General features: G+C 27.8%; 18 protein-coding genes. 9 read left to right on the top strand and 9 right to left on the bottom strand.

The genetic code is table 11. The annotated features are described in order from the left end of the window. Positions 1–354: 354 nt before the first annotated feature. The 3 genes from MHL31_RS01720 to MHL31_RS01710 all read left to right on the top strand — a co-directional run bounded on the left by MHL31_RS01720 (position 355) and on the right by MHL31_RS01710 (position 7,244). Positions 355–3,192 carry a DUF748 domain-containing protein gene (locus MHL31_RS01720; protein ID WP_240227354.1) on the top strand — a complete coding sequence of 946 codons (2,838 nt, stop codon included), beginning with the start codon at positions 355–357 and terminating at the stop codon, positions 3,190–3,192. A gap of 197 nt (positions 3,193–3,389) precedes the next feature. Further along, positions 3,390–4,463: an NAD-dependent epimerase/dehydratase family protein gene (locus MHL31_RS01715; RefSeq protein WP_240227353.1), complete on the top strand. Its 1,074-nt coding sequence runs from the start codon at positions 3,390–3,392 to the stop codon at positions 4,461–4,463. A gap of 66 nt (positions 4,464–4,529) precedes the next feature. Next, positions 4,530–7,244: a prolyl oligopeptidase family serine peptidase gene (locus MHL31_RS01710; protein WP_240227352.1), complete on the top strand. Its 2,715-nt coding sequence runs from the start codon at positions 4,530–4,532 to the stop codon at positions 7,242–7,244. Positions 7,245–7,401: 157 nt separating this feature from the next. On the opposite strand, the gene guaB is transcribed toward MHL31_RS01710, so the two are convergent. The 6 genes from guaB to MHL31_RS01680 all read right to left on the bottom strand — a co-directional run bounded on the left by guaB (position 7,402) and on the right by MHL31_RS01680 (position 13,671). Beyond that, positions 7,402–8,871, bottom strand: coding sequence for an IMP dehydrogenase (gene guaB / locus MHL31_RS01705; RefSeq protein WP_240227351.1), 1,470 nt, complete (start codon positions 8,869–8,871; stop codon positions 7,402–7,404). Positions 8,872–9,096: 225 nt separating this feature from the next. Continuing rightward, positions 9,097–9,960: a hydroxymethylglutaryl-CoA lyase gene (locus tag MHL31_RS01700; RefSeq protein WP_240227350.1), complete on the bottom strand. Its 864-nt coding sequence runs from the start codon at positions 9,958–9,960 to the stop codon at positions 9,097–9,099. A 20-nt stretch (positions 9,961–9,980) separates the two neighbouring features. After that, positions 9,981–10,595, bottom strand: coding sequence for a LysE family translocator (locus MHL31_RS01695; RefSeq protein ID WP_371824131.1), 615 nt, complete (start codon positions 10,593–10,595; stop codon positions 9,981–9,983). Positions 10,596–10,638: 43 nt separating this feature from the next. Continuing rightward, entirely contained in the window at positions 10,639–11,202 is a 564-nt protein-coding gene (locus tag MHL31_RS01690; RefSeq protein ID WP_240227349.1) for a hypothetical protein, read from the bottom strand. 25 nt (positions 11,203–11,227) lie between these two features. Further along, the gene (locus MHL31_RS01685) at positions 11,228–12,262 is read right to left on the bottom strand and encodes a quinone-dependent dihydroorotate dehydrogenase (protein ID WP_240227348.1); all 1,035 of its coding nucleotides are present in this window, start codon (positions 12,260–12,262) and stop codon (positions 11,228–11,230) included. Between the two features lie 206 nt (positions 12,263–12,468). Next, the gene (locus MHL31_RS01680; protein WP_240227347.1) at positions 12,469–13,671 is read right to left on the bottom strand and encodes a class I SAM-dependent RNA methyltransferase; all 1,203 of its coding nucleotides are present in this window, start codon (positions 13,669–13,671) and stop codon (positions 12,469–12,471) included. Between the two features lie 258 nt (positions 13,672–13,929). On the opposite strand from MHL31_RS01680, the gene MHL31_RS01675 reads away from it, so the two are divergent. Together MHL31_RS01675 and MHL31_RS01670 are read left to right on the top strand one after the other, a co-directional pair. Next, positions 13,930–14,658 (top strand): cyclopropane-fatty-acyl-phospholipid synthase family protein, encoded by a 729-nt coding sequence (locus MHL31_RS01675; protein ID WP_240227346.1) that lies wholly within the window; start codon positions 13,930–13,932, stop codon positions 14,656–14,658. Further along, positions 14,655–15,326 (top strand): ZIP family metal transporter, encoded by a 672-nt coding sequence (locus MHL31_RS01670; protein ID WP_240227345.1) that lies wholly within the window; start codon positions 14,655–14,657, stop codon positions 15,324–15,326. Before MHL31_RS01675 ends, MHL31_RS01670 begins: the two co-directional genes overlap by 4 nt. On the opposite strand, the gene MHL31_RS01665 is transcribed toward MHL31_RS01670, so the two are convergent. After that, a complete protein-coding gene (locus MHL31_RS01665) occupies positions 15,318–16,505 on the bottom strand; it encodes a hypothetical protein (protein WP_240227344.1) in 1,188 nt (395 codons plus the stop codon). The genes MHL31_RS01670 and MHL31_RS01665 overlap by 9 nt on opposite strands. Before the next feature lie 224 nt (positions 16,506–16,729). Then, positions 16,730–18,928 (bottom strand): ATP-dependent DNA helicase RecQ, encoded by a 2,199-nt coding sequence (locus MHL31_RS01660; protein ID WP_240227343.1) that lies wholly within the window; start codon positions 18,926–18,928, stop codon positions 16,730–16,732. 164 nt (positions 18,929–19,092) lie between these two features. Here MHL31_RS01660 and MHL31_RS01655 point away from each other — a divergent pair, with 164 nt between their 5' ends. From MHL31_RS01655 to lptB, 4 genes are all read left to right on the top strand, one after another. Continuing rightward, positions 19,093–20,058 carry an SIS domain-containing protein gene (locus MHL31_RS01655; protein ID WP_240227342.1) on the top strand — a complete coding sequence of 322 codons (966 nt, stop codon included), beginning with the start codon at positions 19,093–19,095 and terminating at the stop codon, positions 20,056–20,058. Position 20,059: 1 nt separating this feature from the next. Beyond that, positions 20,060–20,878: a twin-arginine translocase subunit TatC gene (tatC, locus tag MHL31_RS01650; RefSeq protein WP_240227341.1), complete on the top strand. Its 819-nt coding sequence runs from the start codon at positions 20,060–20,062 to the stop codon at positions 20,876–20,878. Then, complete coding sequence (locus tag MHL31_RS01645) at positions 20,871–21,224, top strand: carboxymuconolactone decarboxylase family protein (RefSeq protein WP_240227340.1); 354 nt, start codon at positions 20,871–20,873, stop codon at positions 21,222–21,224. The genes tatC and MHL31_RS01645 overlap by 8 nt, the downstream gene beginning before the upstream one ends. A 103-nt stretch (positions 21,225–21,327) precedes the next feature. Then, the gene (gene lptB, locus MHL31_RS01640; RefSeq protein WP_240227339.1) at positions 21,328–22,062 is read left to right on the top strand and encodes an LPS export ABC transporter ATP-binding protein; all 735 of its coding nucleotides are present in this window, start codon (positions 21,328–21,330) and stop codon (positions 22,060–22,062) included. Positions 22,063–22,085: 23 nt separating this feature from the next. Here the strand turns inward: lptB and MHL31_RS01635 are convergent, their stop codons facing one another. Next, positions 22,086–22,832 carry a phosphatidylcholine/phosphatidylserine synthase gene (locus MHL31_RS01635; protein WP_240227338.1) on the bottom strand — a complete coding sequence of 249 codons (747 nt, stop codon included), beginning with the start codon at positions 22,830–22,832 and terminating at the stop codon, positions 22,086–22,088. Positions 22,833–22,860: the final 28 nt, after the last annotated feature.

The following is a 22,860-nucleotide window of genomic DNA, read 5'->3' as shown; positions in this document are numbered from 1 at the left end:
AGTAGATATTTTAATAATTACTGATACCATTTCAAAATAAATACTGCATATTTAACCCATTAATCACATTCAATCTATTTTACTGCTTCATCTTAAATTAGCTATATTTTAAAGTTTCTAATACACCCTAAAAAAATATAATTATCATCGTTTAATTATTATAAATATTACTACTATTTTCAGTATTAAATATATAAAGAATAATCTTGTTAAAGTGTTGTTAAAAACATTATAATCGCATCCGAATTCAATAACTTAGCACACAATAAATCAAACCTATTATTTAAGATTAAAAATCTATAAAAACTAAAAAAAAAAGTTTATAAACAAAATATAGCATTATATCTGATTAGTATGTTTTCTAAAAATAAAATGATAATAGGTGGATTAGTTTTTCTAATTCTAATAATTGCAGTTCTAATACTTTCTCCTTATGGTATTAAAAATTATGTTATAAAAAACAGCAAATCTCTTGTAGGTAGACAAGTTGATGTTGGTAAATTAAACTTAAATTATTTTACTGGTACTTTAAAACTTATCGATTTTAAAATGTTTGAAAACGATAGTACTACTGAATTTATAACATTCGACACCTTAATTATTGATACAGAACCTTATAAATACATAAGTAACAAAATTGTTATTGAAAAGTTTTTCCTCTCTGGTTTAAACGTTAATACCATTCAGAAAGACAGTGTTTTTAATTTTAACGATTTATTAGAATTTTATAAATCTGAACCAGATACAATACAAACTAAAGAAGAAGATATTGAACCAATTAAATATTATTTAAATAATCTTGAACTTAAAGGTGCTAACCTTATTTATAACGATAAAAATATAGATCAAATTACAACTATTAAAGATTTTTCTTTTTTTATTCCTTTTATTGGCTGGAATCAAAAAGAAAAAACGAATGCTGATTTAAAGTTTAGTTTAAACGAAGACAGTACACTTAATACTAAAATAAATATAAATCCTGTTGATGGGGAATTTGATTCTGACATAACCATCGATAATTTGCACTTAAATTCATTTTACAATTATATTGCGCCTTATGCTGAAATAAATAGTTTTGAAGGTCAACTAAATTCTCAAATTAAAATTGAAGGTAATATTTACGATGCATTAAAATCTATTGTATCAGGAAACATTTCTATAACTGATTTTGAAATAACAGATACTTCAAATAAAAAAATTATTGCAGCCAAAAACATTGGAACTCAACTCCAAAAAATAGACTATTTTAACAACTCATATACTATAGATTCACTTTATATAAATGAGCCTTACACCTATTTTGAAATAGATACCATCTCTAATAATTTTTCAACAGTATTTAAACTAAATGATACTACTAAAGTTGAAAAAACAGCAACTCCAAATATTGCATCAGATACAATTCAACAAACATCCGAGGAAAAAGAATTGTATTACGCTATACATCATGTGAACATTTCTAATGGTTTAATAGATTTTTCCGACAATTCTACTAGTGAGGAATTTAACTACCTTTTAAGTGAAATTCAAATTAATTCTGATAGTATTTCTAATAATTCTGAGCTAGTACATATCAATTCTAATTTAATTTTAAATGAAAAAGGAAAACTTAATGCGGTATTAAATGTAAATCCTTCAACCTTAAAATTTGATTCAGACTTAAACATTGATAATTTATATTTAGATACATTTTACAATTATATTACCCCTTTTGCTGAAATAAATAGTTTTAAAGGTCAAGTAAATACTAAAATTAAAATTAAAGGTAATTTTAACGATGCCATAAAATCTACCGTTTCTGGAAATGTATCTGTAAATAATTTTGAAATGACAGACACTTCAAATAAAAAATTTATTGGAGCTAAAAACATTGGTGCGCAACTTCAAAATATAGATTACACCAACAATTTATACAAACTAAAATCTTTAAGTATAAATGAACCTTATACCTATTTCCAATTAGATTCTATAACTAATAATTTTTCAAAAATATTTAAACTTGATGAAACAAGTAATACAGAAGCCATAGAAAATAATCAAAAAAATACTACAGAAAATGAACTGTATTATGCAATAAATAAATTGAATGTTACTAAAGGTGTTTTAGATTATTCCGATAATTTAACTGGTGAAAAATTCGACTATTATTTAAGTGATATTGAAATTGATACAGATAGTATTTATAGCAATTCAGATTTGGTTAATATCTATTCTAATATGCGTTTAAACAAGCGAGGAAAACTTAACGCTAAATTAAGTTTAAACCCCACAGACTTTAATAATGCAGAAATAGCGATTACGGTAGAACGTTTTTTGTTATCTGATATTAATATTTATTCGCGCTATTATATGGGGCACGATATTTTAGAAGGCGACTTTTTTTACAACACTAAAACTAATATTATAGATGGTAATTTAGTTAGTGAAAACAAATTATTAGTTAAAAATGCTGCTGTTTCAAGTACTTCAAAAGGTTTAAATAAGCTTCCTTTAAAATTTGCGCTGTTTCTTTTAAAAGACAAAAATGGAGATGTTGAATTAGATGTACCTGTTCGTGGTGATTTAAATGATCCTTCTGTAAATATTGGAAAAATTGTATGGACAACCTTCAAAAATCTAATTTTAAAAACTGTTGCTAGTCCAGTTAATTTTTTAGCCGATTTTATTGGTGTTGACCCTAAGGAATTGGAGGAAATTGAATTTTCTTACACAGATACTATTCCTTCTTTAAAGAATCAACAACAACTTGATAAATTAATTGATTTAGAAAACAAAAAGAAAGGACTTAAAATTGAATTATTACATTTTGTAGATTTAAACCTTCAAAAAGAAGCTGTTGCACTTAAAACAATAGGTACACAATTTAATGCCGAAACTCAAAAAGATTATACAAAAAACAAAAATCAGTTTGAAGAATATTTAATAGCTAAAACTGCTCCAGATACATTAAGTCTAAAAGATGCCGTTTTAAAATTAAGTGCAAATACAAATTTAGATTCTATAGTTACAACAAATAACACTAAATTATTAAAAAACACAAAAGCTTATTTAATTGAGCAAAATCCGTTTACAAAAATTAAAGTTTTAACTGCCGATCCAAGAGAACCTGAACATGTAGGTTCAGAATCTAAATTTAACATAAAATACAATCTATTAGAAGATCGCATTAATACAAAAAGAGATTCAATTTAGTTTTTTAAAATTTTAAAAGCTAAACAATAGCTAAACGTTAAAAATTAACTAGGTTTTGCTTCTTTGATTTAGAATATCTTAAATTATATTATTTTTTATTAATACAAACAATAATTAAATTTTAAAATTAGCTTTAACAAACGAAAATTGAAAAAAAATGTGTTATTTTGAAACTCCAAAATAAACGAAAATAACAAATGAATATTGATACTAAAAAGAAAGTTCTTATTACTGGAATGGCTGGTTTTATTGGTCATCATTTGGCCAAATTATTACTAAAAAACAACTATTCAGTTGTTGGTTTAGATAATATTAATAATTATTACGATGTTAATTTAAAATTAGCACGTTTAAAAGATTTAGGTTTTAATACTTCAGAAATAACATACAATACTTTATTAAAAGTAGATGACAACGCATTTATTAAATTAGATTTAACAGATTTAGATAATTTAAAGCAATTATTTAAAGAACAAAAATTTGATTATGTAGTTAACTTAGCTGCACAAGCTGGTGTTAGATATTCACTAGAAAACCCACAATCTTATGTAGATAGTAATATTACAGGTTTTTTAAATATTTTAGAAAGTTGTAGAGCTTATCCAGTAAAACATTTGGTATTTGCATCTTCTAGTTCAGTTTATGGTTTAAGTGAAGATATTCCATTTAAAGAAGATAACTGCACCGATCATCCATTAGCTATTTATGCTGCTAGTAAAAAGGCAAATGAAATGATGGCACATTCGTATGCCAATTTATTTAATGTACCTGCTACTGGTTTAAGATTCTTTACAGTTTATGGTCCTTGGGGAAGACCAGATATGGCCTTGCATATTTTTACTAAAGCAATGGTTGAAGACAAAGAATTTGAAGTATTTAACAATGGTGATATGAGTAGAGATTTTACCTATGTTGGGGACATTGTTGAAAGTATAAAACGTTTATTACCTTTAGCTCCTAAAGAAAATAATCCTGCATTTAACCCTAAAAAACCAACTTCTTCTAAAAGTTCAAAAGCATATCAAATTTTTAATATTGGAAACAATAGCCCTGTGGCTTTAATGGATTATGTAAAAGCTCTAGAAAAAGTATTGGATAAAAAAGGGAAAATTATATTTAAACCAATGCAACCTGGCGATGTAAAATCAACCTACGCAAATGTTGAAAGTTTATTTAATTATATAGATTTTAAACCTAAAACAACTATAGAAGAAGGTGTAAAAGCTTTTGTTGAAAAATATTTAGAACTGGAAAATTTAAAAAATGGTTAAACGTTGAAAAACTAAACTAGTTAATTTTAAAGCAATTCCAAATACCTAAAACTTAATAAATAATTTATGAAAAAAACATTTTTAGCTATTATTAGCCTATTGTTGTTATTTGCAGTATCAATACCGCTTAACGCTCAAGAAAAAAATACTAAAAAAGATAATACACGTTGGACTCCTGAAGATATTATTAATACAGAATCTATGCGTTCAGTTTCAATTTCTCCTGATGAAACTATGGTAGTTTGGACTAAAAATAAAGCTGTAAAAGAAAAAGATAAATTTGTTTCAGACATCTATTTAACACGTTTAGACCTTCCAGAAAAAAATAGTTTTAAAACAATTCAGCTAACAAATGCAAACGAAAACGACTACAGTCCTATTTTTTCAAAAGATGGTGAATTTATTTATTTTTTATCATCTCGAGAAAAAGGGAAAAAACTTTGGAAATTAAGTATTTATGGTGGTGAACCTAAAGAAGTTAAAGAGTTTAAAAATGGTATATCTAGTATTGCTTGGTTAAACAAAAACACTTTACTTTATAAATCTAATGAAGGACAAACCTTATATGAAAGTCAACTAAAAGAAAAAAAAGATGATGTAATTGTTGTTGAAGATTCTTTACATTGGAAACCTTCTAGAGTTTATGCCTATAATTTAAAAGATAAATCAATAAAGAGAATTACAGACAATAAAAAACCATTAGAAAGTTACACTATTGCTCCCAATGGAAAATGGCTAATTTATAGTACTAGCAGAAGTAGAAGTTACGCTTCCGATGCTCAAAAAGATCCTTTTTATTTTTTAAAAAACCTTGAAACCAATACTGTAACACAAATTTTAAAGCCTTTAGAATTTCCATCAAACAGATTTAATTTTAGCAAAGACAATAAAGGTTTTTACTTTACATCAACACACGCTTCAGATCCAAAATGGAATGGCGCTGGTATTTCAGAATTGTATTATTACACATTAGAAACTAATAGCTACAAAAAAGTAGATTTAGAATGGGAATTAGGCATAGGTCGTGGCTATAATCTTGTTGGCAACGATGTAATTGTTACACTTGCAAATAAAGCTTATTACAAATTAGCATACTATAAAAAAAATGGTAATTCTTGGACTAAAAAATCAATAGATTTAGATGAAAAAGACAATCATACTACCTTATTAAACGTTTCAGAAAACGGTTCTAAAGTTATTTATCAATATTCTACAGCTTCAAAATTACCTAAATTTTATGTTGCAGATATTTCAAAAAATAAATTTAGTAATGAAAAAGAAGTTGTTTCATTAAATAAAAATTTAGCTAAAAAAACTATTACTAAAAGTGAAGTATTAGTTTGGAAAGGTTATAATAATGAAGAAGTTACTGGGATTTTATACTATCCAGAAAAATATGAAGCTGGCAAACGTTATCCACTAATTTTGTCTATTCACGGTGGACCTTCAGGTGTTGATACAGATACTTGGAGCGAACGTTGGAGTACTTATCCAAATATTTTAGCGCAACGTGGTGCCTTTGTTTTAAAACCAAATTATCATGGTTCTTCTAACCACGGACTTTCTTTTGTTGAAAGTATAAAAGGAAATTATTACGAACCAGAATTAGAAGATATAACCAAAGCAATAAACCTGTTAGACGAAAAAGGAATGATTGATAAAAATCAATTAGGAACTATGGGCTGGTCTAACGGAGCAATTATTACAACTATGCTTACGGTTCGTTATCCAGATATGTTCAAATTTGCTGCACCTGGCGCAGGAGATGTTAACTGGACATCAGATTACGGCACTTGTAGATTTGGAGTAAGTTTTGACCAATCTTATTTTGGTGGTGCTCCTTGGGATGATTTAAATGGTAAATTTTACAACGAAAATTACATTAATAAATCGCCATTATTTGAAATTGAAAAAATAAAAACACCTACAATTATTTTTCACGGCAGCGAAGACCGAGCAGTTCCTCGTGATCAAGGATGGGAATATTACAGAGGATTACAACAAGTAAATAAAGCTCCTGTTCGCTTTTTATGGTTTCCTGGACAACCACACGGATTAGGTAAAATTACACATCAATTACGTAAAATGAACGAAGAATTAGCTTGGATAGATACCTATTTATTTAAAAAGCCTTCAACTAAAAATGAAGCCTTTAAAAAAGAAAGTCCTTTAGCTAATTTATTAAAAATTGATAGTGTTAAAATTACTGAAACTGGTAATTTTGGTGACATAAAAAATGCTAATTTAATTCCCGAAACAGTTGTAATTAAAAAAGATTCCATTGCTATTGGTAGATTTGAAATTACAAATGCACAATTTAAAGCTTATAAACCAACATTTAAATTTAATGCAGGTTTAGACAATTATCCGGTAGTTACATCTAAAGAAGAAGCTTTAAAATATGTTGCATGGCTAAGTAAAATTACTGGAGATACTTACAGACTACCAAATGCAAAAGAAGCAGAAAAACTTCAGAAAGCAGCGCATAAAGCTGCAGCTAAAGAAAACACCTTAAATTACTGGGCTGGTTATAGTATTACTATTGACGAAGTTGAACAATTAAATCAAAAAGTAAAAGAGTTAAAATCGCACTTATATAAAAAAGTTGGTAAAAATAAACCAACAAAAATTGGGGAAGCTTTTATTTATGATTTAGGAGGAAATGTAGCCGAATATTTTGAAAATGGAATTTACGGTTATAGTGCTTATGATTTTTACGATGCTAATAATTCTGAAATGATTTCAAGTAAACATGTAGGAATTAGAGTAATTAAAGAATAATATTTTACAAAAAAGAGGAAGTATAAAAATTATTAAAATCCGTAATTCTGAATTTATTTCAGAATCTCACCATACTAGTAATTTAGTTTAGGTTGACGAGATTTTAACTTTTTAAACTTCCTCTTTTTAATTATATTTATTAATTATTCTTAAAAAATTATCTAGAATAATTAGGAGATTCTTTAGTAATAGTTACATTATGTGGATGACTTTCTCGCATACCTGCAGCAGTTATTTTTACAAACTGAGCAGATTTTTGCGCATTAATATCTTTAGAACCACAATATCCCATACCAGCACGTAAACCACCAATAAATTGAACCATTGTTTCGTTTAATTCACCTTTATAAGGCACACGACCAACAATTCCTTCAGGAACTAATTTTTTAATATCATCTTCTATATCTTGAAAGTATCTATCTTTAGAACCGTGTTTCATAGCTTCAACAGAACCCATACCACGATAAGATTTAAATTTTCTTCCTTCAAAAATAATAGTTTCACCTGGAGACTCTTTTGTTCCTGCTAATAAAGAACCTAGCATAACAGCATCTGCACCAGCTGCAAGTGCTTTTGGAATATCACCTGTATATCTAATACCACCATCGGCAATTACAGGGACACCTGTTCCTTTTATTGCTTCAGAAACATCTAAAATAGCCGATAATTGAGGAAAACCTACACCAGCAACTACACGTGTTGTACATATAGAACCAGGACCAATTCCTACTTTTACAGCATCAGCTCCTGCTTCTACTAAATATTTTGCTGCAGCACCAGTTGCAATATTTCCTACAATTACGTCTGTACCTGGATATTTGGTTTTTACTTCTTTTAATACTGTAACAACACCTTTTGTATGTCCGTGAGCAGTATCAATTATTAAAGCATCAACACCTGCTTTAATAAGCGCTTCAGCTCTTTCTAAAACATCATGTGTAACACCTAAAGCAGCTGCAACTCTTAAACGACCATACGAATCTTTATTTGCATTTGGATTTTCACTAACCTTAATAATATCTCTAAATGTAATTAATCCAACTAATTTATAGTTATCATCAACTACTGGTAATTTTTCAATTTTATTATCTTGTAAAATAACTTCTGCTTGTTTTAAAGAAGTTCCAACAGCCACAGTTACTAATTTTTCAGAAGTCATAACTTCTTCAATTTTGCGGGTGGTATCACCTTCAAAACGTAAATCTCTATTGGTAACAATACCTATTAGTACACCCTCTTCATTAATTACAGGAATACCTCCAATACCATATTCGTGCATTAAACTTTTAGCGTCAAGTACCGTTTTATCTTTTGTAATTGTAATAGGATCTATAATCATTCCTGATTCAGATCTTTTTACTTTTCGTACTTCATTTGCTTGTTGCTCAATAGACATGTTTTTATGCAAAACACCTATTCCTCCTTCTCGAGCCATAGCTATTGCCATATCCGATTCCGTTACAGTATCCATCGCTGCAGATACTATTGGAACATTTAAAGGTATGTTTTTAGAAAATTTTGTTTGAATACTAACATCTCTTGGTAAAACTTCAGAAAATGCTGGAATTAATAATACATCGTCGTAGGTTAAGCCTTCTCCTACGAATTTATTTTGGTGTGAAATCATATTGCAATCAACTTAGAAATTAATTGCGTGCAAATTTAAACTTTTTAATTTAAAAAGAGGTAAAATATTAATTTGTTTACTTTTTGATAAAACAAAAAACCCATAAACACTTAATAATGTGATACATAAAATTCAATTTATCTTTATAAAAACTCTTTTAGTTAACTAATATTAATAGTGAAATTTATACTTTGAAAAATATATGTTTTTATAACTTTCTAGAAATTATAGTGCATCAAAAATTTTAAGTGCCTCGTTGTATGCACTTTCAAAACTCATTGCGCTTATATTTGAAACTACTTTTTGCTGATTAAAATACGTAATAAGCTTTTCAGTTGGCATATTTCCAGTTAATTCATCTTTTGCCATTGGACAACCTCCATAACCTTTTATAGCTCCATCAAATCTAGAACAACCAGCTTTATATGCTGCATCAACTTTTTCGAACCACTTATTTGGAGAGGTATGTAAATGCGCTCCAAATTCTACAGTAGTGTATTGCGGAATTAAATTTGAAAATAGGTAATCTATAATTTCTGGAGTAGAACTACCTACTGTATCTGACAAGGATATAATTGTACCGCCCATTTGCACAATTTTTTCTGTCCATTCTGCTACAATTTCCACATTCCAAGGATCTCCATAGGGATTCCCAAACCCCATAGACAAATAAACAACCACTTCTTTATTTGTTTTAGACGCAATGTTCAAAATTTGATCTAAAGCAACAATGGATTCAGAAATTGTTTTACCTGTATTTCTCATTTGAAAATTTTCTGAAATAGAAAATGGATAACCTAAATAATAAATTTCTTCAAATTTTGAAGCATCCTCTGCTCCACGCACATTGGCAACTATTGCCAACAATTTGCTTACAGTTTTACTTAAATCTAATTTAGAGAGTACTTGAGCTGTATCTCGCATTTGAGGAATTGCTTTTGGCGAAACAAAACTTCCAAAATCTATGGTATCAAAACCAACACGTAACAGCGCATTTATATACTGTGCTTTAGCCTCAGTTGGAATAAAATGTGATTTTATTCCTTGCATTGCATCACGTGGACATTCTATAAGTTTTACGGTTTTCATACAGTTCAAATATACAATATCTACTCAGAAAAAAGTATAAAAATAGCAATACCAATAAAAACAATAATTTTAAACCACTTAATATTTGAATTAAATGTTGGATGTTTTTTTAAATAACCTGCAAAACTCCCTGAAAGCAAAGAAACTACTATAAAAATAGCTAATGCTTGTAACATAAAAAGCAGTCCTAACACATAAAATTGAACAATGGTACTTTGTGTATTAGAGTATAAAAAACCAGGGAAAAACGCTAAAAAGAAAATTGAAACTTTAGGATTTAAAACATTCATTATAAAACCTTGTTTAAATAATTGTAACAATCCTTTTTTGTCTGCTTTTGCTTTTAGAATTACATCTTCATTAGTTTTATAAGTAATATATGCCAAATAAAGTAAGTACAAAGCTCCAAACAATTTAATACCAAAATATATGTATTCTGATTGTTTTATAATTGCTGAAACCCCAAAAGCAACTAAAGTAGTATGTACTATAATTCCTGAAACCAAACCTAATGCAGTTGCTATTCCATATTTTTTACCATTAGTTATACTTTGTACCAATACATAAATTATGTCTGGACCTGGTGAAATGGTTAATAGCATAGATGCAGCAATAAATGAAATAAGAGTTTCCAAATTAAATTATAGTTACAATTGTTGATTAAAAAGGTATTTATATTTAAAATCGATAGCCAATTCGTACATGTAGGTTTACTGCTACCTCACCTTCATTTTCTAAAAATCCAGCATTTTTTGCAAAATAATAAATGTAGCCAATTCCAATTCCTGTTTCATATAAAAAATGGTTTCCTATATTTCTTCTAATTCCCCAGGTAGGAACTACAGAAATATCACTCACTATTTTTATGTTATTGTAATTAGATATTTCAAACCAACTGGGATGATAACTTGTTTTTAACGAAATAAAATTTCCGCTATTTCCTGCAATTTTACGTGATTTTTTTACTCTATTTTTAAGGTTGTAGTAAAGTCTAGGTTCTAATGTTAGAACAGGTATCATTAAAAAACCATTGTTATCATAAAAATCTCCACCCCAAATTCCAGCATCTAAACCCAATTCAGTTCTCAAAGCAATGTTATTAGATAATTTAGACTCATTATGCCCCCAAATACCTAAAAAACCAGATTGTATTCCATAAATAGATTTCTCTACACTCGCTGTTTGAGAATTAACAATAAAGTACAATCCACAAAAAACTAACGTGAATATTATTTTTTTCATTTATTTTAAAATTAGTTTTTTAGCATTATTTCACATTAAGAATAGCCTCATTAATTAGTTTAATCAATCCTGGACCTTCGTAAATAAATCCTGTATAAATTTGAACTAAATCTGCTCCTGCACTTAATTTTTCAAGTGCATCTTCTGCTGAATGTATACCTCCTACACCAATAATAGGAAATGCTTTATTAGATTTTTCGGCTAAATATTTAATAACTTTTGTACTTCTATCTTTTACTGGTTTTCCACTTAAACCACCATTACCAATAGCTTCTAATTGTGCTTTTGAAGCTTGTAATCCTTCTCTATTTACAGATGTATTAGACGCTATTACACCATCTATTTTAGTTTCAGCAACAATTTCAATTACTTCATCTAGCTGAATTTCATTTAAATCTGGCGCTATTTTTAATAAAATTGGTTTTTGCTTTTTAAAGGTGTTGTTTAATTCTTGAACTTTGGTTATTAATTCTATCAAATAATCTTTGTCTGTTAATTTAGCGTGACTTCCTACATTTGGACAACTAACGTTTAACACAAAATAATCTACATACGGATGTAAATCTAAAAAGCATTTTAAATAATCTGCCGTATAATCTTCAGGCATTGTATCGGTATTTTTACCAATATTACCACCAATTATAAGGTTTCCTTTATTCTTTTTTAGTTGTTGAATTGCAGCTTCTAAGCCTTCATTATTAAACCCCATTCGGTTAATAATACCATTATCTGCTTTTAATCTAAACAAACGTTTTTTAGGATTTCCAGCTTGTGGTTTTGGTGTAACAGTTCCTATTTCAATAAAACCGAAACCAAAATTTGCCAACTCATTATATAAAACTGCATTTTTATCAAAACCAGCAGCTAAACCAACTGGATTTTTAAATGTTAACCCAAATAATTTTCGTTCTAATTTTTTATCATTAGTTTGAAATAAACTTCTAAAAATAGCTGGAATTCCAGGAATTTTACAAGAAAACTTAATTAATGAAAATGTAAAATGATGAATTTTTTCTGGATCAAAAAGAAAAAATAAAGGACGAATAATAGTTTTATACATAGTGTTATGTTTGTGCAAAATTAATAAAAGTGATTTGATTGAAAAGAATTAATAGTAAAAATCAAATTACATTATTCAAAATTTAGTTCATCGTTGTTTTATCACGTTTTAAATCGTAATTACTTTATATATAATTTATTATAAATAAAGATTGTTTACCTTTTAAGATTTTCTATACTTAGTCTAACAGTTTATTTAACTCCCTTCTACTCTATTTCTGAATCGGTTTCAGAATTAGTATTCTCATAATCTTTAAGTTTCTTAGCTTTTTTACTTCCTTCATAAATATCGTATCTAACATAAACACAATCTAAATCACCATTTTTTAAAGGAATTCTTTTTGAAGTTCTTAAACCAACATGTTTTATAGCTTCTCTGTTAGACGTTATAAACCAAACTGTAGAATCTGGGTAACCTCCTTTTAAAGTATCTCCAATTTTTTTATAAAATTCATTGATATTTATATCCAAACGTTCTCCGTATGGAGGATTAAATAATATGGTAGTTTTACCAAAAACTTCTTTTGCAGAATTAAAAAAGTTTATATGATGCACACCTATAAACTCCGATAAATTAGCATTTTCAATATTTTCTTTAGCTTTTCTTACCGCAGAAGGAGCTTTATCAAATCCCATAATTTTAAAATGAGAACTGCTTATTTTTTTCAATAAAGAATCTTGTATTTTAAAGTATAAATCTTCATCGTAATCTTCCCAGTTTTCAAAACCAAATTCTTTTCTATTTATATTTGCTGGTATATTATTAGCAATCATAGCAGCCTCAATTAAAATAGTACCAGAACCACACATTGGATCTATAAAATTACAATCTCCTCTATAACCAGATAACAACACCAAACCAGCTGCTAAAACTTCATTTATAGGTGCTATATTAGTTAAATTTCGATAGCCTCTTTTATGTAGAGAATCTCCAGAACTATCTAAAGAAATTGAACAAAAATCTTTTTGAATATGCACATGTATTTTTAAATCTGGATGTTTTACATCTACATTTGGACGCTTATGGTATTTATGCCTAAAATAATCAGCAATAGCATCTTTAGATTTTAATGAAATATAATGTGAGTTTGTAGTAAAATTTTTAGAATTTACCACAGCACCAATAGCAAAAGTACTATCCACAGTCATAAAACGCTCCCATTCTATCTGTTGAATTTTTTTGTACAAATCATCTTCATCAAAAACTTTAAAACGTTTTATTGGCTTTAAAATTCTAATTGCAGTTCTTAACGCAATATTGGCTTTGTACATAAAACCTTTATCTCCTTCAAAAGAAACACTTCTAACACCCGGAACAACATTTTGTGCACCTAAATTGGTAAGTTCGGTTGCTAAAACTTCTTCTAAACCAAACATTGTGGTTGCAACCATTTTAAAATTATGATACATACTCTTTTACTTTTTGCAAAAGTACTTAAATAATAAGTAAACTGTAGAAAGTATTTATAAGAAGACTTAAAAAATGATTTTTAATCAGTAAATTTTGTAAATAATAACTATTATTTAGTAACAATTTTAATAATTTATGTGATTATTGTTACACCAAACAATAGTAAACCACTGATTTTCAGCACAACTATAAATTAAAGACACTTCTACTAAATAAAACAATTTCAAATTGATTATTTTTGTGCCTATTTTAAAATTATGAATAAGAAAACAGAATGGTTTGCTTCTTGGTTTGACACCAGCTATTACCATATATTATACAAGCACAGAGACGATACTGAAGCTCAAGAATTTATTAAAAATATTGTTGCCTTATTATCTATAAATAAACAAGATAATCTCTTAGATTTAGCTTGTGGTAAAGGCCGACACTCTATTTTTTTAAACAAATTAGGCTATAATGTAGTTGGTGCAGATTTATCAAAAAACAGCATAAACATTGCTAAAAAATTTGAAAACGAAAGCTTGCGTTTTATTGAACACGACATGCGAAATCCATTGCAACATAAATACAATGTGATTTTAAATTTATTTACCAGTTTTGGCTTTTTTGAAGATGATAATGAAGATATCAAAATTTTAAAAAACATTAAAAATGGTTTAAAAACAGACGGAATTGCTATTATTGATTTTATGAACTCTAAAAAAGTAATAAATAATTTAGTACCTAAAGAAGTTCAAACAATTGATGGAATTACATTTAACTTAAGTAGATATGTTGAAAATGGTTTTGTTATCAAAAAAATAAATTTTGAAGCAGATGGAGAAAATCATACCTACTTTGAAAAAGTAAAATGTTTAGATTTAACAAAAATTAATTTATACCTAGACTCTGTTGGATTTAAAATAAAACATACTTTTGGAAATTATCAATTAGATTCATTTAACGAAAATACATCAGACCGTTTAATTTTAGTATTAGAATGACATATATAGTTCTTATTTTATCAGTTTTAATTGGAATGGTAATTGTTTATGGCTTAAAACCAAATACAAAAACCATACAATTATTATTAGCTTTTAGTGGTGCATACTTATTATCAATTACCATACTACACTTACTGCCTGAAGTTTACACATCTAACCAATCAAAAATTGGATTGTTTATACTTACCGGATTGTTATTACAATTAATTTTAGATTTTTTCTCTAAAGGTGCTGAACACGGCCATATCCACGTTAATGATAGTGTTGATTTTCCTTGGGCATTATTTATTAGTTTAGGTATTCATTCATTTATGGAAGGAATTCCTTTAGCACATAACCACCATCACGAACATTTATTATGGGCTATTGTAATACATAAAATTCCGATTGCAATTATTTTAGGGACGTTTTTTGTAAAATCAAATATTTCAAAATTTAAAGCAATATTATTTTTATTAATATTCTCTTTTATGTCTCCTTTAGGAACTTTTGCTGGAGGAAATATTTCTTTTTTATTAACTTATAAAACAGAAATTACGGCAATAATAATTGGGGTATTATTACATATATCAACTATTATTTTGTTTGAAACATCTAAAGACCATAAATTTAATTTGTATAAATTTATTGCAATTATAATAGGTATGATTGTTGCTTATTTAGCTTAATGTTATTAAATAATAAATTATAATATAACTATAATGTGCAACTACACCTGCACAAATACCACCAAAAGTATGAGAAATTAATGCTTTTGAAGTTAATTCTCTAAAATTTAAAGTATCTAACATTGCAGTGTGTGTACTTAAGTAACCACTCCAACACATTCCCATAGCCGTAAATACAGCAATGGTGTCTCCAGTTACAATACCATCTGCTATAAATGCTTTAACCAAAGAAAGTGATGCACCAACAGCACCTAAAGAAGTAATTGGAAATGCAATTAATTCTGGATTTTCAAAACCGAATAAACCTTCAAAAACCCACCAAATTTTTCCGGCTAATTCTGGAAGCAAAGGCACACCTTCATATGCTAATCCCTGATAACCAACTGTAGCATCATTCACTCCAAATGTTAACATCATAACCATTGTAGATATTATTAAAACGCCTGGTATAATTGCCAATCCTAAACTTACACCAGATTTACCACCATCTAAAATTGAATTTAAAAACCTTATAAATACACTTCCCTCACTTTTAAAGCTTAAATTTTCTTCAACTTTAAAATTTACCGAATCATTTTCTTCTTTAATTTTTCCTTTAATAAGATACTGCATTAATCGTGTAGAAATAATAGCTCCAGTTAAAGCCCCAAAAAGACCTATCATTGCTGCTAAAAATAAGTTTTCTGTATTCCCTGGAATTTTTAAAGTAGACATAAAAGTAATAACGATTAAGCCCATTCCAAATGCTGTTCCAAAATTAGTTAATGAAATAAGTTCAAACTTTTTAAAATATTTATTGAAATTTTTATCGTTAGATAAACTAATAATTGCTGGATTATCTGATAAAAACGTTAAAACTCCTGCTAAAGATGCTACTCCAGGTAAATTAAATAATGGTCGCATTAATGGTGCTAAAATTATTTCTAACAACCGTACAACTCCAAATTCTATTAATAATTTACCTAGCGCACCCGACAATACTGTAATTCCCATAATGTAAAAAACGGTATTCATTAATAAATCCCAGGCGGTATTCATTATTGTATTTAACATATTTGAAACTCCCATAGTTGACCCCATGTATCCAAATATTCCAAAAAAGACTATTAAAAATAAAATTGCTTCATAACGTCTTTGAAGTAAAAAATCAGATTGCTTAATAGATTTTAGAGCATTCATTAATTAAATTTTATAAAGTGTTATTTTAACTATAATTCACTTATAAATTTAAAATTATTATAAAAATAAACGCATAAAAAAAACCCTTAAAAATAAGGGCTTGAATGTTTTACACAATTCTAATTTAACTTTAATTTTATATAAAAAAAATAAGTTTTTTTTAAAAAAACACTATATATAATTTATTAAAATTAATAATTACTTATCAATTATAAATGCATTTTTTAATTTGCAACTTGACTAATAAACTTAATTCGCATTAATCTTAATTCTTCTTCATCGTAATCTCCATCAAATTCATCTAAAGCATTTTGAATACTATCATTTTCAGCTTCCATAAAATATTCAAAAATTTCTTCTTGCTGCTCCTCGTCTAATAGATCGTTAATACTATAATCAATATTAATTTTTGTACCACTATATACAATACGTTGCATTTCTTCTATAAGGTCATTAAATTCTAATCCTTTAGATTTTGCAATATCTTCTAGAGGTAATTTTCTATCTGTATTTTGAATAATAAATAATTTTAATCCAGAATTTACACCTGTACTTTTTACTACAAAATCATCTGGTCTTATAATATCATTTTCTTCAACATATTTAGCTATTAATTGAACAAAAGGTTTTCCAAATTTTCTAGCTTTACCATCTCCTACACCATAGATGTTTTTTAATTCATCAATAGTTATTGGGTATTTTAAAGCCATATCATCTAAAGAAGTCTCTTGAAAAACAGCATAAGGAGGAACTCCATTAGTTTTTGCTACAGATTTTTGTAAATCTTTTAATAATTTCACCAACACTTCATCTGCAGCAGAACCGTTACTTTTTGCATTAGAAATTATAGATTTATCTTCTGTTTCATCATATTTATGATCTTCCGTCATTAAAAAACTTGTTGGTTTAAGAATATAATTTAAACCTTCTTCAGTAATTTTAACTACGCCATATTGTTCAATTTCTTTTCTTATAAAACCTGCTACTAAAGCTTGTCTAATAAGTGCCATCCAATATTGCCCTTCATGATTAGATCCAGATCCAAAAAATGATTGTTCATCTGTTTTATGAGATTTTAACAATGCATTTACTTTACCAATTAGGGTATTTACAAGTTCTTTAGCTTTATATTTTTGGTTGGTTGCTTTTACAACTTCTAACAATAATTTTAAATCGCCTTTAGCTTCGGTTTTTTTCTTTGGATTTACAACATTATCATCCATTTTTGCACCTAAACCATTCACTTCATCAAAATCCTCTCCAAAATAATGTAATAAATATTTTCTACGAGACATTGATGTTTCTGCATAACCGACAACTTCTTGCAGTAAAGCATTTCCTATTTCTTGCTCAGCTATTGGTTTTCCGGATAAGAATTTTTCTAATTTTTCTATATCTTTATATGCATAGTAAGCTAAACAATACCCTTCTCCTCCATCACGTCCTGCTCTACCAGTTTCTTGATAGTAACTTTCTAAACTTTTTGGTATATCGTGGTGAATTACAAAACGTACATCTGGTTTATCTATTCCCATTCCAAATGCTATTGTTGCAACAACAACATCCACATCTTCCATTAGAAACATGTCTTGATGTTTAGATCTAGTTTTTGCATCTAAACCAGCATGATATGGCACTGCTTTTATTCCGTTAACTTGTAAAACCTGTGCAATTTCTTCAACTTTTTTTCTACTTAAACAATAAATAATACCAGATTTGTTCATGTGTAAACGAATAAATCTAATAATATCTGAATTTACATTTACAGTTTTAGGTCTTACATCGTAAAATAAATTAGGTCTGTTAAATGAAGCTTTAAAAGTTTTTGCATTAGACATTCCAAGAGTTTTTAGAATATCTTCCTGTACTTTTTCTGTAGCAGTTGCAGTTAAACCAATAATAGGTACTTTATTTATTTTTTCAATAATATTTCTTAAATTTCTATATTCAGGTCTAAAATCGTGACCCCATTCAGAAATACAATGGGCTTCATCTATTGCTACAAATGAAATATTTTGATTTTTTAAAAAATCTATATACTCTTCTTTAATTAAGGATTCTGGGGCAACATAAAGTAATTTAGTAATTCCGTTTTCAATATCACTTTTAACCTGCGCTACCTCAGCTTTATTTAAGGATGAATTTAATACATGTGCAATTCCACTATTTGCAGAAATACCTCTTATAGCATCTACCTGATTTTTCATCAATGCTATTAATGGAGAAACTACTATTGCTGTTCCGTCTTTAATTAAGGCTGGTAACTGATAACAAAGTGATTTTCCACCTCCAGTAGGCATAATTACAAAAGTGTCATTACCTTCAATTAAACTTTTTATAACTTTTTCTTGTAACCCTTTGAACTTATTAAAACCAAAATAGTTTTTTAGTTCTTTGTGTAAATCAACACTTATTTTACTCATTATTTTATACTTAATTATCTTTTAAAAAATAAGATTGCATTTAATATGTTAAAAATACAACTCAAATTTTTATTTTTTTAATAGTTTATTCAATTTCTAATTAAATAAATATATTTTTGTTTGAAACTAAAGATAAACCTTTTTTAATCGTAAAACTTAATCTTTTGAAAAATAAAAATACAATTATTGAGATTGCAAAGCAAACTATTATTGAAGAAAGCAACGCAATTGCGAATTTAATAAATTTTGTTGATGAAAATTTCACAAAAACTGTTAATTATATCCTAACATCAAAAGGAAGGGTTATAGTAACAGGTATTGGCAAAAGCGCAAATATAGCAACTAAAATTGTTGCAACCCTAAATTCAACTGGTACTCCGGCCATTTTTATGCACGCTGCAGATGCAATTCATGGTGATTTAGGTAATATTCAAAAAAATGATACTGTAATATGTATATCTAAAAGTGGAAATACGCCTGAAATTAAAGTTTTAGTACCATTAATTAAAAATTATGGAAATACAATTGTTGCAATTACAGGAAACACTACATCTTTTTTAGGAACTCATGCCGATTATGTATTAAGCTCTTTTGTTGAAAAAGAAGCCTGTCCAAATAATTTAGCACCAACTTCTAGTACTACAGCTCAATTAGTTATTGGAGATGCACTAGCAGTTTGTTTATTAGAAAAAAACCATTTTTCTACTGAAGATTTTGCAAGGTATCATCCAGGTGGAGCACTTGGTAAAAAATTATATTTAAGAGTTAACGACTTAATTGAAAATAATGAGCTTCCAATGGTAACACCAACAACACCTATTAAAGATGTTATTATTGAAATCTCAAAAAAACGCTTAGGTACAACTGCTGTAATTGAAAATAATAAAATTGTTGGTATTATAACAGATGGTGATTTAAGACGTATGCTAAAAGAAAATCCAGATATTAGTTTGGTTCTAGCTAAAGATATTATGGGTAAAAATCCTAAAACCATAGCTGCTGATGCAATGGCAATTCAAGCTTTAAAAACTATGGAAAAGAATAATATTACTCAAATTTTAGTAGAAGATGGCACAAAATACGTAGGAGTTGTACATTTGCATGATTTATTAAAAGAAGGAATTTTTTAAAATGGCGAAAGCAGAAAAAGAAATGTCGTTTTTAGACCACGTTGAAGAATTAAGGTGGCATCTTGTAAGATCTAGTTTAGCTATAATCTTCTTCGGAATTATAGCCTTTATATTTAAAGGTTTTATTTTTAATACTATTTTATTTGCTCCAAAAGATGCAAATTTTTTAACATATAGAGTGTTTTGTAGCATTTCTCAATTTTTTGGTACTGATGGACTTTGCATTGAAGATATTCCTTTTACGTTCCAAAGTTTAGCAATGGCAGAACAATTTAGTGTTCATATTTGGACCTCTATAACTGTTGGTTTTATTATTGCATTTCCATTTATAATATGGGAAGTTTGGAAATTTATAAGTCCTGGGTTATACGAAAAAGAACGAAAAAGTGCCAAAAGCTTTATCATTATTTCTTCATTCTTGTTTTTTATTGGTGTTTTATTTGGATACTATGTAGTAACACCACTTTCAGTAAACTTTTTAGGAAACTACTCTGTTAGTGATGCTGTTGAAAGAAATATTAAAATAGGTTCTTACATATCTTTAGTACGCTCATCTTTACTAGCTTCTGGCCTAATTTTTGAGTTACCAATAGTTATGTATTTTCTTACTAAAATGGGTTTAATTACTCCAGATTTTTTAAAAAAATATAGAAAACATGCCTTAGTTTTAGTACTTATATTAGCTGCTGTAATAACACCTCCAGATATTATTAGCCAAATAATTGTAGCTATTCCAATCCTTTTGTTATATGAAGTTAGTATCTATATTTCAAAAGTTGTAATTAAAAGTGAACTCAAAAAAAGTAAACAAAATGCCTAATCAAGTTGAAGAATTTAATGCATATCGTTTAAAAATGAACGATAAAATTTTAGCTGATAACAATAAAGTTATAAAACGTATTTTTAATTTAGATACAAACGCATTTAAAGAAGGACATTTAGATGTAAAAACTAAAGAATTATTAGGCTTAGTAGCATCAACCGTTTTAAGATGTGATGATTGCGTAAAATACCATTTAGAAACCTGTTTTAAAGAAGGAATTTCTAAAGAAGAAGTAATGGAAACACTTTCCATAGCTACTTTAATTGGTGGAACCATTGTTATTCCGCATTTAAGAAAAGCTTATGAATTTTGGGAAGAATTAGAATTAAATGAAAATAGCTAAATAAAATATTGGCTATTATAATGATAAGTGATATATAAAATTAAAGCGTAATTGATAAAACAATAATTAATTAATTTACGTTTTAACCATTAAACAAAAAATAATGAAGCTAAGAGCAGAAAATATTAAGAAAAAATACGGTAGCAGATATGTAGTTAAAGGAATTTCTGTTGAAGTTGAACAAGGAGAAATTGTTGGTTTATTAGGACCGAATGGTGCTGGAAAAACCACGTCTTTTTACATGATTGTTGGTATGATTAGACCAAATGAAGGTGATATTTATTTAGATGATGAAAAAATCACCGATTTTCCAATGTATAAAAGAGCTCAAAAAGGTGTTGGTTATTTAGCTCAAGAAGCTTCTGTTTTTAGAAAACTATCTGTAGAAGATAATATTATGTCTGTATTACAATTTACAGGGCTTTCAAAAAAAGAACAAAAAGAAAAACTAGAATCACTTATTGAAGAATTTAGTTTAGACCATGTTCGTAAAAACCGTGGCGATTTACTTTCTGGTGGAGAACGTAGAAGAACTGAAATTGCTCGTGCATTAGCATCTGATCCTAAATTTATTTTATTAGATGAACCTTTTGCTGGTGTTGACCCAATTGCAGTTGAAGATATACAAAGTATTGTAGCGCATTTAAAAGATAGAAATATTGGTATTTTAATTACCGACCACAACGTACAAGAAACCTTAGCTATTACAGACAAAACCTATTTAATGTTTGAAGGTGGAATTTTAAAAAAAGGTACTCCTGAAGAATTAGCCGCAGATGAAACTGTTAGACGTGTTTATTTAGGTAAAGATTTTGAACTTAAAAAGAAACGTTTTTAGTTCTTATATTGAATTATAACTTTTTAATATTTTACTTTTTTTTCTTTAAAAAACAAAGACATTAACACATATACAATTATTACAACAGGTATTGCTACAAATTTTAATGCAATACATAAAATTGCCGTTAATAATATAAAACTAAATTTAATCTTATTATTTTTCCAACTATAATCTTTAAATTTTAAAGAAAATAGTGGAATTTCAGCATTCATTAAAATACTTAAAACTATAGTTAATCCAATTAAAAATAGTTTATTTTCTATAATAACTGTAGCTATTTCTAAAGAACTATAATTTAAAATTAAGGGCAAAGACAATACCACCAAAGCCGCAGCGGGTGTTGGCAAACCTATAAAAGAACTCGTTTGTCGCTCATCAATATTAAATTTTGCTAACCTATATGCTGCTGCCAATGTAACTAATAAACCAAAAAATGGAACTAATTCTATTTCTTGTGTTTTCCAAGAAACAATTTCAGTATTAAAAATTTCAACTGTATTTTTTGTTTGCAATAATTTATAAAGCACAACACCAGGCACTACTCCGCTTGTAACAACATCTGCTAAAGAATCTAACTGTTTTCCTAATTCGCCTTGTACTTTAAAAATACGAGCTGCAAAACCATCAAAAAAATCAAAAAATATACCTAAAAAAACAAAATAAGCCGCTAGTTCTAATTCATTATTTACAGCAAAAATTACAGCAATTGTTCCTGAAAATAAATTTAACAGCGTAAGAAAATTTGGAATGTATTTTTTAAACGACATCTTTTATATTTTTTGTAAATTTAGCAAA

The sequence above is a fragment of the Lutibacter sp. A80 genome (assembly GCF_022429645.1).
In the GTDB taxonomy this organism is placed as follows: Bacteria; Bacteroidota; Bacteroidia; order Flavobacteriales; family Flavobacteriaceae; genus Lutibacter.
Note: the sequence above shows the minus strand (reverse complement) of the source record. Positions and strands in the feature narration are given on the sequence as shown.